We start from the raw sequence: 17,293 nt of genomic DNA, 5'->3' as shown, positions 1-17,293 counted from the left end.
CCGACGGCACTCCTGGTGCAATCTTTCAGCTCCTGACGTCTTTGAAGCCGAGAATTCAGCTACACTGACTAGAGCAGCATAGCTAACCCCCGACGTGTCCACTTTCCGGGGGTCAGGCCCATTCTCGGAACTTCGTCGACACCTACTATCTGCTCGCAAGGTTCTGAACTTTTATCACTATTGGACTCAGTGCGGTACGCAATGGTTCGTCTATTTTGAACGTTTTGCATGACTTGGTTAACCGTGCCGTTGGCAATGAGCCGCCCTTTATCCATAATTCCGAGATGAGTTAGGCAGGATTCAACTTCGGAAACTGCATGAGTGATTACCAATACGGTAACTCCCTTATGAGAGAGTGCCTCAATTTCGTCCCATACTAGACGGCGATTTAACGCATCCAGCTCATTCGTGGGCTCATCCAGAATGACGAAAGGGCGGTTTGAGGAGATAGCGATTGCAAGTTGGACAAGTTTACTTTGTCCACCAGATAGCGATCTCACCTCTCGATTGCGGAATCGAAGAATGCCTAGCTTTTCTAGGAGATGTTTCTGCTGCTTGTTCGATGACTTCGTCCCGTACAGCCGACCAAAGAAATTCATTGATTCCTCTACAGTCATGGTGTTTAGGGCTAGCGGAGATTGCGACAAATATGCGACGTTTGACCTCTGCCAGTGAGTGGTTGCGGACGCATCTCTGCTTTCATTTATCCAAATGTGGCCGGAAGTAGGGCGTAGTATGCCGGTGAGGATACGAGCTAAGCTGCTCTTTCCTGAACCGTTGCGCCCAATTAAACCGTAGACACTACCCCTGTCGATATTTAGCGAAACGTTGTCGACTGCGGGCTTTTCTCGATTAGGATAGGACTTACAGAGACGCTCTAGTCGTACAAGTTCTGACATGACCCACTGTCCTTTAGTTGACGACGAAGCTGCCTAGACTTACGGCGGACGACGTTAAAGCAGTCGAGATGTGCAATGTCATCATCCGAGAATGATTGCGATAGTAGCATTCTCAACGCTTTGCTGATCATGGTCATAAACAGCATTACGGTTTGGACACCAATGTAAACTGTGGGCCTGACCCTCGGAAAGTAGACACGTCGGGAGTAACTTTGCTGCTTGCCATATTTACCATCGACAAATAAGCGTACTCACCTGATTAAATAGTCCCATCAAGGTCGAATATATAATCGCTCACCGCTGTTTAACGCCTATCGCAATGGAGTTCTTACCCAGGGCAAAGAGCGTAAGTACTGCTACGACTGACACGAGGATAAAAGTAACTGTCACCGATAAGAAACCGGAATACTCCAGTAACAGCCCAGCCAAAATAGCACCCACCATCATTCCAGCCGGCGGAAGCATTTCAACACGCCCCCGTGCAGCTGGATTAGCTTTTCCGAACAGGTGTTGTTGCAAAGTTGGGCGGAGAGCAGCGAAGACTCAGTTTCTCATTCCCTGATGGCCGCTGCGTGTGGGCGTTGTTAGGTCGTCTCGAAGACCTGGTTGACGATCACCGCGTCCGGGTTCGGTTGCCCGTAGGCAAACATCGCGCCTTGCCCTTTCCACAATGATTGCATCGCCTCCATCCCTTTCAACGTCCGATATACAGATGTCCGGTTCTTAAACGCGCCTTTCGGCCCGAGGATCCGCTTCAGCCGACCATGGTCGCCTTCCAGGATGTTGTTGAGGTATTTCACCTACCGGTGTTCCATTGTTGGCGGGCAGATTCCCTCTGACTTCAACTCGGCGATTGCCCTGGCAAGGGAGGGTGCTTTATCGGCGTTGATCACTCTGAGATACCCGGCTGACGCATTGGATCTGACGGCCTTGGCCAGGAAACGCTTCGCTGCGGCCACGTTTCGCTTCGAAGAGAGGTAAAAGTCCAGGGTCTGACCACCGGCGGTGATCGCCCGATAGAGGCAGCACCACCTGCCGCCGACCCGGATATAGGTCCCATCCGCCCGCCAGGAACTGGCCTGCCAGTCAGGTACCTGCCGGTACCGCCGTGTTTGCTGGTCCAGCTCAGGCGCGTATTTCTGGACCCAGCGGTAGATCGTGGTGTGATCGACCGGCACGCCCCGCTGAAGTCATCATTTCCTCCAGAGCGCGGTAGCTCACCCCGTAGCGGCAGTACCACCGCACTGCCCATAGAATGATGTCACGGGGAAATGACAACCGGAGAAGATACCCATGGCTGTGATTACATCACGTCGCTCTTCCTACTGCCCCAACTTTGCAACAGCACCTTTCAGGGTCATATGGGGGCAGTGGAGAGAAGTGGTGGATCAGTGGACGGCGGTGGATGCCGGAGTAGGCGTGGTGTGTTCCTCCTTCGACTCGGTCGAAGCCAGGCGAGCCGGATCCAGATCAATGCGGCGCAGCAGCTGGGCGTTCAGGGCCACCACGATGGTCGAGGCAGACATCAAGATCGCGCCCACGGCCGGGGACAGCACGAACCCGATCGAGGCGAGCACTCCGGCAGCCAACGGCACGGCGAGGATGTTATAGCCAGAGGCCCAGATCAGGTTCTGGATCATCTTGCGATAGCTGGCCTGGGACAGCTCAATCATCGACAGCACTGCCCGCGGGTCATCACTGGCTAGGACCACCCCGGCAGATTCCATAGCCACATCCGTGCCGGCACCGATGGCGATACCGACGTCCGCGCGGGTCAGAGCGGGGGCGTCATTGACACCGTCACCGACCATGGCCACGCTCAAACCCCGGTCCTGTAGCTGCGTGACCTTGGTATCTTTGTCCTGGGGTAGGACCTCGGCGAAGACCTCATCAATGCCTAGGTCCTGACCAACCGCCTGGGCCACCTGCTGCGCGTCGCCGGTGATCATCGCGACCTTCACCCCGCGGTCCTGCAGGGCTTTCACGGCGGCGCGGGATTCGGGGCGGATCTTGTCCTCGACGGCCACCGCACCGATGATCTGACCGTCGCGGACAATATGGAGCACACCGGCCCCACGCCCGGTCCAGGCGCTGGTGGTGTCGGTGAGCTCGGCCGGGGTGGTGAGGTTGAACTCGCGCAGCATGTTCGGCCCGCCCACGAGGATCTCAGCGCCATCGACAGTGGCCCGGACCCCTCGGCCGGAGGCGGCGCTGAAACCAGTTGCACGGATTTGCCGACGGGAGGCCTTGGGATGGGCGGCCGCGGCTGCCACGATGGCGCGGGCCACGGGGTGCTCGCTGTCGGCCTCCGCGGCGGCGGCTAGGGCCAGCAGCTCGGCCTCGGTGACGCCGACAGCTGCCGCGACACCGGTGACCGCGTGCGCACCCTCGGTCAGGGTGCCGGTTTTGTCGAAGAGCACCACGTCGATGGTGCGCATCCGCTCGAGCGCCATCCGGTCCTTGATGAGCACCCCGGATTTCGCAGCCCGCTCGCTGGAGATCGCAATGACCAGCGGAATCGCCAGGCCCAGGGCGTGCGGGCAGGCGATGACCAGCACCGTGACTGTGCGCACCACGGCATCGTCCGGGCTGCCGATGATGGTCCACACCACCGCGGTGATCAGAGCGGAGATCAGCGCGAACCAGAACAACAACGCCGCCGCCCGATCCGCCAGGGCCTGGGCCCGGGAGGAGGACTCCTGGGCGTCGGCAACCATGCGTTGGATCCCGGCCAAGGCGGTGTCCCCGCCGGTAGCCTCCACCCGGATGCGGACGGTGTTGTCGGTGGCCACGGTACCGGCGACCACCTTGTCACCGGTGTCGCGGAAGATGGGACGAGATTCGCCGGTGATCATCGCCTCATCGAATTCGGCGGCTCCGTCGAGGATGGTTCCGTCGGCCGGCACCCGGGCACCGGCCCTCACCAGCACGACGTCGTCGACGACCAGCTCGGAGATGGCCACGGTGCGGGTGGTCCCGTCGATGACTTTCTCGGCCTCATCCGGCAGCAGGGCAGCCAGCGCATCAAGCGCGGAGGACGCGGCCCCGAGAGCGGACATCTCCAGCCAGTGGCCCAGCAGCATGATGGTCACCAGCAGGGCCAGCTCCCACCAGAAGTCCAGCTCAAAACCGCCCAGCCCCAGAGTGGTGACCCAGGAGGCGACAAACGCCACGGTGATGGCCATGGCGATCAGGAGCATCATCCCGGGTTGGCGGGATTTCAGTTCTTTCCATCCGCCCTTGAGGAAAGGCGTTCCGCCGTAGACGAAGATGATCGTGCCCAGCACCGGGGGGATCCAGGTGGATCCGGGGAATGCCGGGAGGTGGTAGCCGAGCAGGTGGGCGACCATGGGGCTGAAAATAACGACGGGAATGGACAGAATCAGCGACCACCAGAAGCGGTCGCGAAACATTGCGGTGCTGTGTCCAGCGTGTTCGCCGTGACCATGAACGTGGTGGTCTTCGTCCGGGGCGGAATGCGGGTGATCGTGGGGCATCGCCTGGCCGTGAGTGTCGGCATCTGCGTGGTGTTCGTGGCTGGCATGATCCGGGTGGTGGGTGTGGTCTGTTTCCGGAGTGGGGTGATCACCATGGTGATCACCGGAATGGTGGGGAGTGCTCATGACGTTCCTTTCGCTCAACCCGGTCGGGGTCGAGATGATGGGTAAAACTGATCAGGATAAGACGGTGTAGCCGGCCTCCTCGATGGCCCGGCGAACCATCTCCGGAGGTACGACACCGGTGACTGTGACGGTGGAAACACCACCAGCAGCGAGATCAATCTGGACGTCGTCGACCTGGGGGAGAGTCTGAAGGGCCTGGGTCACGCTTTTCGCGCAGTGCCCGCAGGTCAGGCCGGTGACCTGGTAGCTAGGGGAGGACCCTCCTGCTGACGAGTCGCTGGCGGCAGGGATGGAGGCAGTGTCTGCACGTGAGGCAGGTCCGCAACAGCTGCAACCGTGGGAGGCCATCGGCAAAAGGCGGGGCGGGGAGGTGATCATGGAAAAGCTCCTTCGGTTCGGTGGGGTGCGGCGATGCCGCCCTCTAGCGTATACCCCCAGGGGGTATATTTTCAGCATACCCCCCGGGGTATATTTTCAAGGGTGGAGGGCGCGGCCCTCACGCGGGGCAGGGTGTGGTCACCGAGCAGCCTCCTCACTGTCGGGAGGGGACAGCGGGAGGCGGAGGGCAAACACCGCTCCGCGACCGGGTCCGGGGGAGGTGGCGGTGAGAGTGCCACCGTGGGCCTCGATCAATGCCTTGGAGATGGTCAGACCGATACCGGACCCGCCGTCGTCCCGGCTGCGGGCGGCATCCCCCCGGTAGAAGCGTTCGAAGATGTATCTGAGCTGGTCAGGTGGGATGCCCTCGCCGTCATCGGCGACGTGGATGAGCGCGGTGGACGCCCCCTGTCGGTGGACGCTGATCCGGACCTGCCCGCCAGCCGGGGTGTGCCGTAGCGCGTTCGACAGCAGATTGCTCATCACCTGGCCGAAGCGTTGCCGGTCCACGAACACCCGGGCGGTGTCTGTAATGGTCTCGACCTGTAAATCGACGCCTTTGTCAGCATAAGCTTCCCCCGCGGCAGCAGCGGCGGTATGGAGCAGATCCCCGAGCCCTTCCTCCGCCAGGTCCAAATCGATCCGGCGTTCCTGGGCCCGGGAGACATCGTCGATGTCTTCCATCAACCGGGTCAGGCGGGTGAGTTGGTCAGCCATGATCGTGTGGGTGGCATTATTCCAGTCCACGACCCCGTCCTGGAGACCATCGAGGTAGACCGTGAGCACCGATAAGGGGGTGCCCATTTCGTGGGCCAGATCAGAGAGCATCTGGCGGCGGACCTGTTCGGTGTGTTCCAGCCGGTCGGCCATGGTGTTGAAGGCATGCGCCAGGGTGGTGACCTCGGGGCCTGCTTTTCCGGCGGGCACGCGGATACGGGAGTTGCCGGCCGTCAGATTGGTAGCGGCGCGGGTGAGATCCTGCAGGGGGGTGCGCAGACGACGCGATAACCACAGGCTGGCCAGCAGGGCGCTGATCAAGGCGGTGGGCAGGGCGACGGCCAGAGTGATCAGGTTGGCTCCCCGGTAGGCCTGCTCGGCATGGAACAGCTCCAGCGAGGGGTCCTCCCGGCCGGTCATCAACATATGATCATGGAACAGGGTCGGGCCCACCATCGTGGCCACGGCCGCGGCCACCAGCAGGCTAATCACCACGACCAACACCTGGGCGGCCAGGAAGCGGAAGGTCAGGCCGGGTCCGTGATTCATGGCAGCCCCACCCGGTAGCCCACGCCACGCACGGTGTCGATAAACCCCCGGCCCTGGGTGTCGGTGCCGAGCTTGCGACGCAAGTTGCCGATGTGGACATCGACGATGCGTTCATCACCGACCCAGGTGGTGTCCCAGACCTCGGTGACCAGGTCGTGGCGGGTCAGCACCTGGCCGGGGCGCAGGGCCAGGGCAACCAGCAGCTCGAACTCCGTGCGGGTGAGCTCCACGGTCGTCTCCCCCACCCGCACCTGATGGGCGACGGGGTCAAGGATGAGGTCACCAACGATCAAGGGGGTGGTCACCTGCGGTGGGGTGGTGCTGGTGCGCGGGCGGCGCAGCACCGCATGCACTCGGGTCACCAGTTCCCGGATGCTAAAAGGTTTGGTGATGTAGTCATCCGCCCCCAGGGTCAAACCGCTGATCTTATCGTCCTCGCTGCCACGCGCGGTGAGCATGAGGATGTAGCAGTCCGAGAAGGTGCGGATCCGTCGGCACACCTCCAGGCCGTCGAGTTCGGGCAGCCCCAGATCCAGCACCACAACATCGGGGGAAAAGCGACGGGCGTCGTCCACGGCCTGGGTACCGGTGTGCGCCTGGCGGGTATCGAAGCCGGCCCGGATGAGGTAGGAGGCCACCATCTGAGCCAGGGGTTGTTCATCATCGACGACCAGCACCCGCCCCGGGGGCGTGGCGGTGGTCGGTGTGCGGTCAGCCATAGACCCCAGTATCGCTCCGGTGAGGGGGGAATACCACCCTCGCTCAGTGCCCGGCGGGGAAATCTTCATCAAATCTTCAAACATCACCCTTCGACCGCCGTCACCACTGTGCCCCACCCCGGGCCAGCGGCATCGCCTCCCCTGGTCGGTTCAGCAGGCGCCACCAGGGATTTCACTGCCTGCACCGCATACCCGGGGCGGGTAGAAGGACATCGCCCACGGCTGTGGGGTGGTGTTCCGGTGGTGACCCAGCCCACCGAGTCCACCCCCTTTTTCGCCCTGTTATAAGGCTGCGAGCAGGGTTTTTGATTTCTAGTCCGTCAGGCACCCGTGCTAGACAAAGGTATGGCATCGACCTTGAGGCGGTGTCTTCTCACGGTCTTACCACGATCCAAGGAGATTGACGTGAAACGAGCAGTGATCGCAGCCGCCGCCCTTGCCCTCGCCCTCACGGGGTGTTCGGCTGCCGACCCGGAACCCACCGCCGACGGGACGGTATCCCAGGATGCATTCCTGACTACCCATGGCCTGGCCGACATGGACGCGGTGGAGATCATTGATCACCTCGACCGGCAGAAGGTCACTGAGCGTCCCACGGATCTGAAAGCCTCAGTGCGTGCCGATGAACTGCTGCTCTCGAGCGATGACCAGGAAGTCGTGGTCGATCTTCCCGACAATCAGACGTATGTCTCGATCGCACCCTATCTCACCTCCACCCACGACTGCTTCTACCACAGCCTCACGACCTGCCTGGGGGAACTCGGCAATGAGGATATCCAGGTCACGATCACCGATGAGGCGACCGGTGAGGTGCTGGTGGACGAGGCGACAACCACCTTCGACAACGGGTTTATTGGCTTCTGGCTTCCCGATGATGCCACCGGCCTGATTGAGGTCAGCTACCAGGGGCGTACCGGCACCGCGGAGTTTTCCACCGCCGACGACGGTGCCACCTGTGTCACAGACCTGCACCTGACGTGATGGCTCAGCAGGGTCCTCACCTGCGCCTGTCTCCCGTGTCACTGAAATCTAACACCAAGGAAGGTTAAATCATGATGAACGGATTTTCCCGACGACAGTTTCTGCTCGGTGGGCTCGTCCTCGCCGGCACCGGGGCCGTGGCCGCCTGCACCAGCGACCCTGGACCCGCTGCCTCGGCACCAGGTTCCTCTCTTCGCCCCACTCCCACCCGCACTGCGCTCGGTGAGCCGACGGTGCGCCGGACACTGACCGCCCGGCCCCTCTCTCTGGATATCGGCGGTATCGAAGCCAAGACGTGGGGATACGTCTCTGACACCGGGGATGCGGCCATTGAGGCCACCGCCGGCGATGTCCTCCAGGTCGATATCACCAATGAACTGCCTGAGAGCACCTCCATCCACTGGCATGGCATCGCACTCCACAACGCAGCCGACGGTGTGCCCGGCATGACCCAGGACCCCATTGAACCTGGCGAGTCTTTCTCCTATGTTTTTGAAGTCCCCCACGGTGGCACCTACTTCTACCATTCCCACTCCGGCCTGCAGCTTGATCGCGGCCTCCACGCCCCACTGATCGTCCGTGACCCACAAGACGCTGAGGACCAGGACGTCGAGTGGACCATCGTGCTCGACGACTGGGTCGATGGCATTCAGGGCACTCCCGACGATGAGCTCGACAAGCTCACCGGAATGGGTTCGGGCGACCATAACGGGAAGAAGGGGATGGGAGGTCACGGCCAGATGATGCACGGCACCCCGGACCGGGTACTGGGCGGGGATGCCGGCGATGTGATGTATCCGCACTACCTCATCAACGGACGTATCCCCCGTGCTCACCGGACCTTCGAGGCTCGCCCGGGCGACAAGGCCCGCCTGCGGTTTATCAACTCCGGCAGTGACACCATCTTCAAGGTGGCCCTCGGTGGTCACCGCATGACCGTCACCCACACCGACGGCTTCCCCGTCCAGCCCCGGGAGACCGAATCGATCTACCTGTCGATGGGCGAGCGTGTCGACGTCGAGGTCATCCTCGGCGACGGCATCTTCCCGCTCACGGCTTTGGCGGTGGGTAAAGACGACCGCGCCTTCGCCGTCATCCGCACCGCCGGTGGCCAAGCCCCCCACCCCGATGTCGACTTCCCCGAGTTGTCGTCCACCGGACTGCTTCTGTCCTCCCTGAAGCCAGCAGACCGTGCACTCCTGCCCGAGGACACACCAGACCGAGAAGTCAGCATCGACCTGGGCGGGCAGATGATGCCATATGAATGGAGCATTCTCACCGACGGCCAATCCTCCTCCGCGACCGTGCAGGAGGGCCAGCGCCTGCGGATGGTCATGCACAACAGGACCATGATGCCCCATCCCATGCACATCCACGGCCACACGTGGGCGCTGCCCGGCAGCGGCGGGCTACGCAAGGACACCGTCCTTCTCCGCCACGGTGAAACCATGATCGCCGACCTGATCGCTGACAACCCCGGTGAGTGGGCATTTCACTGCCATAACGCCTATCACATGGAAACCGGGATGCTCAGCTCGCTTCGCTACGAGTAACCCCCACAGCAGGGTTGAATGCCGAGGTGGGCGGGGGTGTCCCCCGAGTAGTGAACACGGCGTTGGTGTCAGGGGTGAGCAATGTGTGCCAGGAGTCAACGGGATTGAAGTATGCATCAGCGCGCACGGCAGCAAGTCCAATGATGCGGTCGTAGCGCTTGTTAAAGCCGGTGGTTTCGGTATCAATGACCGCAAAGACCGGCTTGCCCGGTGTGCGCGGGGCGTAGCAGTTCAGGAGGTTTTCTAAAAAGCCCATGCCCTCAAGCCTAGAGGCCCATACCGACATGCCCGCCTAAACGCTATCGAACAGGTGCTGTTGCAAAGTTGGGGCAGTAGGAAGAGCGACGTGATGTAATCACAGCCATGGGTATCTTCTCCGGTTGTCATTTCCCCGTGACATCATTCTATGGGCAGTGCGGTGGTACTGCCGCTACGGGGTGAGCTACCGCGCTCTGGAGGAAATGATGACCGAGCGGGGCGTGCCGGTCGATCACACCAGGATCTACCGCTGGGTCCAGAAATACGCGCCTGAGCTGGACCAGCAAACACGGTGGTACCGGCAGGTACCTGACTGGCAGGCCAGTTCTTGGCGGGCGGATGGGACCTATATCCGGGTCGGCGGCAGGTGGTGCTGCCTCTATCGGGCGATTACCGCCGGTGGTCAGACCCTGGACTTTTACCTCTCTTCGGAGCGAAACGTGGCCGCAGCGAAGTGTTTCCTGGCCAAGGCCGTCAGATCATGACAACAAGCAAGATGAGTTGTTGACACCATCGAAAACAAAAGTACGAAAGCCGAGAGCGGGAGTTAGGATGTAAATCCCCACACTTACAATCCTCGACCGGAAAAGTTCAGAAAAAGAAATAAACCGGAGGTCACGAACCCTTTCGAGTTTGTTACCTCCGGTGTCGCAGTTTGTACAACTGCTCATGGTGTGATGTTCACGATGGCAGCTCAACATGGCTTTTCAAGAAGCGTATCGCGAGCTGCCGATATGAAATCTCCCGAGAATTAATTCCGCTATTTGGGCTCTTCAATCGGCCGCGAAATAGGCCCTAGAATCACCGCCTGTCCACTTGTCTCTTTGGCCTGGCACATACTGCGGACATGAGAAAAGCTCGCCCAGCATGGCCAGACGAGCTTTAGAACATTTGTCTTATAAAATTGTCCAGAGCTTTTAGTGGACAAGATTTCACCACTAGGAAGTCAGTCTCACGTGTTTGAATCCTCAAAACGCCAAGGCGCGCTTTCGGAGGAAAAGGTTGTAAGCATCATCTCACACCAAAGACGAGCGGCATTCACTGCCAGCTCCGCATGCCGCTGCTCTAAACCTGACCGCAAACTCCCAGGTCCGTGCCCAGTCCCATAACTGTTGCGCAATTCTGCAAGCCCCATGGCAACATTACCGGCACCATTAAGTATCTGCCTTACAGCCTGAAGCTTGTCCGGCCCGAGCTGTTGATTTCCGTCCGACAATCCAATGGAGTGCTGGGCTTTTCTGAGTAAAGGTCTCATTTCGAGTTTCGGGTCGTATTCAACCTTTCGCTCGTTGAGGATCAACTTTGCTGTGGTTTCAACAAGTTCCTTCGCTTGTCCAATAACCAATTCTGGATCCGAATCGCGTAAGGCCCCAGAGAGACGATCTAAGTGGACAAAAATAGCACCCGGATCGGTTAAACCTTGCAAATCTTCTGGCGAAATCTCAAGACGCTGCGGCATTTGAATCAGCCACTTGTCCGAAACTTCAAGACCCGCAGCCTCAATTTTTCGCGTGAGCTTGCCAAACTCCCTGTCACGGAGAGCCAGGTATTCTTCTGACCATCCATTCCAAACTTCCAACAGAGTCTCTTGAAAAACCCTTAGAGCACGTGCGACCTCCCCGTGAGACGTCCAGTCGACTTGACGAATATAGGCTTCATACAAGGACACCCTCTCCCCTCCGATTGGTTCTATCGAAGAAGGCTCAGCAAATCCCTCCGACTCCCACATGCTTCGAATTTCACGAAGCACAATGCCGCTGGTCATATCACGCACAAAGACACGAATACCTACAGGTACAAGCTCTTTCGGTTCCATTCCACCTCTACCATTCATCAGGTCCAATTATCGTTATCGTACCCCGCAGTCTTTGACCTAAACCGCGACTTCTGACTCCATCAACTTCGATTTGCGGGCCACTGACGCCCTATATCCTCAGCCCGCAAACACCCCAGACAGAATCAGTTATACGTAGGACCCTCAGGTACACAATTACGTTCGAGGCGGGACTTTGGCTAGGTCTCGGCCAGTGTCCTCACGAACCATACGGAGCCGTCGTGTCATCGAGTCCTGACCTGCGGTTTTCCGCTCGAATGACTCTTGGATCGCAAGATTCGTCGAGGCCACCCACAGCGCGAGCGTGATGTAGAGCATCGGCTCACGCCTCACACCTCGCTTGAAGGATTCCATGCCAGTAACGTGCGGCGATTTCATAATCGAAAAACGTTGCTCGGTAATAGCGCGAGCTGCTTCATAATAAGTCGCATGCTCCCAGGAGCCAGGAACGAGCCCCCACTGGGAACGTTTCCACTGCTCAGGGGTAAGTGTGTGGGTAATACTTGACCGCGCGCAGCATTTATAGTGATCTGCACTCCAGCTAGGTGAAATTACTGGGGCTTCCTCGGATGCGAGCGTCATCGACGCCGGTTTGAGCGGGCATCGCACGCGTCCCTGCACAGCCGGGCATACCAAATCTATTTTCACCGGCTTCTCTGAGTTGTCTTCCTGCTTACGAGGGCGGCCACGGCCTTGACGCGCCCGATAAGGCCTCGAATTCGTGCCCATAATCAGCGGAAACAGAGCTTCGAGTCGAGCATCGTGGCGCTCAAAACCATCGTCCTCTCCAAGCAGCTCCATCGTGCGTCGGACAATCTTCCCGTCGCCTGCGATCGCACGCGCAGCAGGACAATAAAATTCGCCCGCAATTTGCACAGGGCCACTAGCAGGCTCGTCCCCTGCAGCGCTGTCAGATGCAAAAACAGTACGCCAGGATGTGGGATAGCGAACCACCGGAGCATAGCCTGCGGCAAGAAGCTCGTCATTAAAGTGCTTTTTCACGTTATAGCCCATATCGACGGTCAGCAACGGCACACGTCCACGCTTAATGCGCTGGTCAAAACCATTTTCTTGATGAAAACGAATAGCACGCGCTAAACCCTGCACCGAACCTGAGCTTGGTTTATCAATCGAAATCCCCGTAATCACCGGGGCAACCGAGTACACCGCTTTCGGTGGTCCGACGCGACACACCGCAGTAATGCCAACGGCCACGCCACCTTTGGTACTACGCCGGGTACCCAGCTCGGCGTGCAGGGAGTGATCCTCGCGATCGCGGATATAGTAAGCACCCGAGTACGCGGCACCTCGATGTTTCGTGTCCCGGCTGCCTAGCCCCATCGACTGGCCTGCCAGGTCGATGATGGTTTCGTCGGCGATGATATCGCCTCGATACCCCTTGGGGGCTTGCTCATGGATTGAGCCTGCCACCAGGGCGTTAACCACCTGGTGGAGCCTCTCGGACGCAACCTCGGAGGCTTGCTCTTGCTCCGGAGAACGCGAAGCCATCATTCGACGATGATCCCCATTTTTCACACGACGCGCAGGAGCATCCGGCAGTGAATCAAGTGGTTCAAGCCGCCGTGTTAGCCACATGGCAAAAGCCCTGTAGGTCCCCTCGCCACAGGAAAGATCTAAGCCAAGCCGCTCCTGTTGGGCAGGGTCTAGAGTCCATAGGGTGCGCCAAATCTCTGCCATCGAGGGCACACGCCGAATCCTAATCAGGGCCAACCCCACGGTAAGCACCGCCAGCATTGAGTATTTCGGGCCGGTGGATCTCCGTCCGCCCACGCCACGGTCCTGGTGAAAATAGAAATCAATCATTTGGTGAGCACCGGATTTTTCAATAATGGCAGCACAGTTCTCAACGAAATCGGGGGAAATTATCATCCGTTGATCTTGGATTACCACGGTCATCAGAGGATCTCCCCTTCGCAGTGCAGCAGGGCTTTTGCCTCGTCTTCCGGTGTAAACGTCGGCAGGTCGGCTTCCAGATCATGCAAAACCCGCAGGTCAGCAATGCCTGCCATTTTCATCAGCATCGCAGCCGGAACCCCCGGGTCGGAGGCCAGTTTTACCACCCACCGATTCCGCAGCGCTGCCGCATTAAATCCGGGAAAACCCTGCTCAACGAGCTCTTCCGAAACATGACAAATCGCATTTCGAGGCATAGTTTCCCCAACAATAGGAAATACATATCCGTTGCCGACCTCGCGTGCACGAGTCAAAAGGCGATGACCTCGAACTGGGCATACGACCGGCACCACACGAGAGACAACACCCTTTTTCCTCACAGCAATCTGGACCACCGTGCGCTCTGGCAGCTCAAGAGGGGAAATGTCGCTGCCCCGCAGGTGACGGATCTCCTGAGACGACAGGCCGGCCCCGGTAGTCAGATCTAAGATCGTCAGCAGTTGCGCGCGCAGCATCGGTCGGAGGTTCGGAGCAATCGCATACAGCTCGGTCTCCAGTGACAGGCGCGCGGCCGGGACCGCTTTGCGGCGCGGTCCTCGTTGACGATGCGGCTCAGGAAACTCATGAGGATACAAGACCCGGCCTGCAGCATAAAGAATTGTCCGATAAGTGCGCTGTGACCTGCGAGAAAAGACATCATCCCGAAAGAGCCATTTATCCACGGCAGGCCGTGTCAGCGCTCGCTCTTCGTCAACACTGTTGAACAAAAGCGCCTCATCGTAGAGATATCGCGCTACAACGCGGGCCGCCTTGGCATCAGCGACCTCATCTATAGCTCGGGTGTGTGCTTGGACAAGGGCCGCACGGTCGATGGCGTCACTCCGCAGTGGTCCCGCTGGGCGCTGGATTCCGATCTCCCTCAGTCGCAGATAGCGATCTGTATCAGGAAGCGTGCGTCGAGTAAGGCGGCGCACCCTCGACGGGGATGCCTGACCAATCACCGACACAGCAGGAGTACTGCTACGCTTTGATTCCTCGACGACCACTGGTGCTGCTGCAAGAGCCGTGAATCTACCCACGCGCGCTCACCACCCTCGTGCTTGAGGCGTTGAATCGGGTGATACTGTTGCTAAATATTTTGAGGCATGACAAGATAGACGCATCTCCATTCATGTAACTTGCAGTGAATTGATTGGATTCTTTCGCTCAACGTTTTGCAGAACGTCGGCGACCACAGGGCGCGATCTTGCAGGATCGGGCCCTGATTATGTTTCGGATTTGTCCGATAATTGCTATTAGGTCAGCGTTCCCCCACTTTCCTCATGCGAATCTTCGGTCCCACCGTCGAGCACCTCGAGATCCCGCAGCCAGCGCCCCATAATTCGCGACATTGAGCAGCCAATTTCCGCAGACTCAGACGCTAGGCGCTGGACTATTGGTGCAGGAAGCATGAGCTCGACACGGACTGACTCATCCGCGGAGACTACACGGGGTTTTCTCCGGCCGAAATGTGGGGGCGGAATTTCCATAAACGAGCTCCTATACACCATCCGTAATGATCTGACAATCATTCGCCGGTTTCCCGGCAGCAGCGAGTGATTCGCTGCACACGTTACGGTGGTTGGACCCGTAATGGGGCGGTTAGTCCCGGGCTCGCTTCGTGTAAAAGTCAGTAATGTCCCGTGGCTTCAAGCTGACTCAACCTTGAAGCCATTACAGACAGTACCGGATGGAACCGGTATCTGCATAAAAACGGAATAAAAAAATTACAACAAGATGTTTTCCCAGGTAAAAGGGAGGATTCCCTCCGATTTTTAGCGCAAAATGTTTGAGATGATTCGAAAAACTCTGACTGAGATACCAATCCAAATGCGTCACTGGCAAGACGCCAAGATTCACCTTCAGCACCCCGACTTGATTAGACAGCAGCTAAGCTGCGGTATCCCTCGAACGCCCCAACAAACAATGATCACGTTCAGGATCTTTGATCATCGAGTTCCGGACCAAACCCTTAAACCCGACATCCCACAATGCTTACCAACGGATGGCAACCTCAACGTCGCAACCCGTAACTTGTGCCCTTCAAAGTTAGAAGGTACTTAGCAGTATTCCCGAAGAGAAAGTCGCAAAGCGACCCCCACGGACTTCACCAGCACGAATCGCTTTAGGGAAAATGTGCCTGCTAGATAGGTATCAAGATAGAAGAAATCATTCTACGTGTATGCACGGATGTACCTGTATGCATATGTAGCAAATGTAGAAGCTAACCACCTGCCGAAGCATTTTCCGGGTGCAGACACCCTATAAGGCGGCATAGTACTAGGTGTTCGCAGCACACTGCCCCACTCCCTGCAGAAGGAAGCGTCCTAAACTACTCGCAGATGGTGAAACCTGGTATACTCGTTGCCAGCCTGAAAAGGCAGGGTATCTGTCGATGACAGCGAATCCTGGCCGATTTTGGGCGCGCCCCACGTCAGTGGGGATAGCTCGCAAATGGGCAGGATCAATTGCTCGGCAACGTACCCACGCCCCACATCAGTGGGGATACCCCACCCTCCTATGCCGCTCGTGAGAGCACGGATAGGAGGGTTCTTTTAACCCTTAACCCCCAAATGAAGCATGTTTGAACACATTGTGTATGTGTCGACGAAAGCACAGGTGAAGTGACTATAAATAGAAAAGATGATGCGTCCGAATTTTCGTATGACGAATTGGCGCGATGGGCTGAATCAGAAGAGTTCTTTCACGCACTGAAGTCTTCCTCCAAGTTGGCGAAATCGAACGAGACTGCGCTGCGCAAAGCACAAGATATACTCCGTAAGCAGCGTGGAGAATTGCGGTGAGAGTCCCTAGGTGCGGTGGTGACTGAACTGGACCCCATCCTGGGCGGGGATCCTGCCACCGCGGCTGGGGTGTGGGACCCTGTCAGCCTTGCCTGGCGGTAGGCGACGTCTCCTGCCCGCCACCGGTGCCCGGGGAGCGGGGCGGGCATGACCCGCGGTGTGTTATCGCTGGCGGATTTTCTCGGCCTGCGCCTGGACCATGCGGGTGAAATCTTCGGGTGCGACTTCGGGGGAGCCGGAGACGGTGTAGGTGGCCCCGTCGATCTCGACATAGGCGATGCGGCTGACGGAGCCGTTGTCACCGGAAAGGGGGGAGGAGGACTGTGTCAGGGTCACCTCGGCGGCGGTGACGGAGTCGGCGCCGTCGACGCGCAGCTCCATGGGTGCCGCAGTATAGGACGTGGATCCGCCGGCGAGGGTCCTGGTGATCGACTCGCATACCGACACGTCACGGGGGTGGTTCAACAGCTGCGGGTCGGATGAGACGGCCACGCTGAGTGTCGCGTCAGTGGACTCGTTGGTGAAGTCGCGGGCCGCGATAGCGTCGGGGTTCTGAACGATTTTGGAGATGTAGGTCACGCCGGTGGGGATTAAGGCGGCGCATTCGGCCGGGTCGGCGGTGACTTCCTGGGCCATAGAGACCATGTCCTGGTTGATGCCGGGGCTTTCGGCTTCCTGGTCCTGGATCATCTGGTTGATGCTGTCCATGCTGTAGCCCTGCGGGGCGGCGGTGTCGTCGACGACGGTGGTGTGGGGGTCGACGGGGCCCTTGTCGACTGTCGGAGAGGCAGAGACCCCGGTGGCGGGGTTGTCCCCGGTGTCCTGGTTGGTGGAGCAGGCGCCGACGGTGGTGCAGGCGGCGGCGAGGGCGAGGGCGGGCACTATGTGTCGGTTCATGCACACACAGTAACAAACACCCCGGTCATGCCCCCTGGCCGGCTGGGGATCGGAGGTGCGCGGGGGCGAACATGTGTCGGGTCCCGCCGCCATGAATTCCGGTGCGGGGGCACGTGGGGTGAGTTACC

General features: G+C 59.1%; 13 protein-coding genes and 2 pseudogenes. 3 read left to right on the top strand and 12 right to left on the bottom strand.

All coding sequences use genetic code 11. The features are described from left to right. Positions 1–68: 68 nt before the first annotated feature. From RAE07_RS11390 to copR, 6 genes and pseudogenes are all read right to left on the bottom strand, one after another. Positions 69–899 carry an ABC transporter ATP-binding protein gene (locus RAE07_RS11390; protein ID WP_317001843.1) on the bottom strand — a complete coding sequence of 277 codons (831 nt, stop codon included), beginning with the start codon at positions 897–899 and terminating at the stop codon, positions 69–71. Between the two features lie 584 nt (positions 900–1,483). Then, positions 1,484–2,194, bottom strand: a pseudogene (locus tag RAE07_RS11385) (IS6 family transposase). A gap of 93 nt (positions 2,195–2,287) precedes the next feature. Then, positions 2,288–4,522, bottom strand: a complete 2,235-nt coding sequence (locus RAE07_RS11380) for a copper-translocating P-type ATPase (RefSeq protein ID WP_317001842.1) — start codon at positions 4,520–4,522, stop codon at positions 2,288–2,290. A 51-nt stretch (positions 4,523–4,573) separates the two neighbouring features. Beyond that, positions 4,574–4,900 carry a heavy-metal-associated domain-containing protein gene (locus RAE07_RS11375; protein WP_238801655.1) on the bottom strand — a complete coding sequence of 109 codons (327 nt, stop codon included), beginning with the start codon at positions 4,898–4,900 and terminating at the stop codon, positions 4,574–4,576. A 138-nt stretch (positions 4,901–5,038) separates the two neighbouring features. Beyond that, positions 5,039–6,166, bottom strand: coding sequence for a two-component system sensor histidine kinase CopS (gene copS / locus RAE07_RS11370; protein WP_317001841.1), 1,128 nt, complete (start codon positions 6,164–6,166; stop codon positions 5,039–5,041). Continuing rightward, positions 6,163–6,885: a two-component system response regulator CopR gene (gene copR, locus RAE07_RS11365; protein ID WP_284798823.1), complete on the bottom strand. Its 723-nt coding sequence runs from the start codon at positions 6,883–6,885 to the stop codon at positions 6,163–6,165. Before copR ends, copS begins: the two co-directional genes overlap by 4 nt. A gap of 405 nt (positions 6,886–7,290) precedes the next feature. On the opposite strand from copR, the gene RAE07_RS11360 reads away from it, so the two are divergent. Both RAE07_RS11360 and RAE07_RS11355 read left to right on the top strand, forming a co-directional pair. Beyond that, entirely contained in the window at positions 7,291–7,866 is a 576-nt protein-coding gene (locus tag RAE07_RS11360; RefSeq protein ID WP_200288444.1) for a CueP family metal-binding protein, read from the top strand. Between the two features lie 71 nt (positions 7,867–7,937). Next, positions 7,938–9,419 (top strand): multicopper oxidase domain-containing protein, encoded by a 1,482-nt coding sequence (locus tag RAE07_RS11355; RefSeq protein ID WP_317001840.1) that lies wholly within the window; start codon positions 7,938–7,940, stop codon positions 9,417–9,419. Here the strand turns inward: RAE07_RS11355 and RAE07_RS11350 are convergent. Beyond that, the gene (locus RAE07_RS11350; protein ID WP_317001839.1) at positions 9,397–9,675 is read right to left on the bottom strand and encodes an exonuclease domain-containing protein; all 279 of its coding nucleotides are present in this window, start codon (positions 9,673–9,675) and stop codon (positions 9,397–9,399) included. The genes RAE07_RS11355 and RAE07_RS11350 overlap by 23 nt on opposite strands. A gap of 107 nt (positions 9,676–9,782) precedes the next feature. Between RAE07_RS11350 and RAE07_RS11345 the strand changes: the two are divergent. After that, a pseudogene (locus RAE07_RS11345) lies at positions 9,783–10,159 on the top strand (IS6 family transposase); the annotation flags it as partial. Positions 10,160–10,629: 470 nt separating this feature from the next. On the opposite strand, the gene RAE07_RS11340 reads toward RAE07_RS11345, so the two are convergent. The 5 genes from RAE07_RS11340 to RAE07_RS11320 all read right to left on the bottom strand — a co-directional run bounded on the left by RAE07_RS11340 (position 10,630) and on the right by RAE07_RS11320 (position 17,165). Continuing rightward, positions 10,630–11,511 carry an abortive infection family protein gene (locus RAE07_RS11340; protein ID WP_317001844.1) on the bottom strand — a complete coding sequence of 294 codons (882 nt, stop codon included), beginning with the start codon at positions 11,509–11,511 and terminating at the stop codon, positions 10,630–10,632. Positions 11,512–11,667: 156 nt separating this feature from the next. After that, a complete protein-coding gene (locus RAE07_RS11335; protein ID WP_317001838.1) occupies positions 11,668–13,428 on the bottom strand; it encodes a hypothetical protein in 1,761 nt (586 codons plus the stop codon). Continuing rightward, a complete protein-coding gene (locus tag RAE07_RS11330; protein WP_317001837.1) occupies positions 13,428–14,504 on the bottom strand; it encodes a hypothetical protein in 1,077 nt (358 codons plus the stop codon). The genes RAE07_RS11335 and RAE07_RS11330 overlap by 1 nt, the downstream gene beginning before the upstream one ends. A gap of 216 nt (positions 14,505–14,720) precedes the next feature. After that, positions 14,721–14,954 (bottom strand): hypothetical protein, encoded by a 234-nt coding sequence (locus RAE07_RS11325; RefSeq protein WP_317001836.1) that lies wholly within the window; start codon positions 14,952–14,954, stop codon positions 14,721–14,723. Between the two features lie 1,476 nt (positions 14,955–16,430). Further along, positions 16,431–17,165, bottom strand: a complete 735-nt coding sequence (locus RAE07_RS11320) for a hypothetical protein (protein ID WP_317001835.1) — start codon at positions 17,163–17,165, stop codon at positions 16,431–16,433. Positions 17,166–17,293 lie beyond the last annotated feature (128 nt).

Origin of the sequence: Corynebacterium nasorum (genome assembly GCF_032821635.1) — a bacterium.
Classification (GTDB): domain Bacteria; phylum Actinomycetota; class Actinomycetes; order Mycobacteriales; family Mycobacteriaceae; genus Corynebacterium; species Corynebacterium kefirresidentii.
Note: the sequence above shows the minus strand (reverse complement) of the source record. Positions and strands in the feature narration are given on the sequence as shown.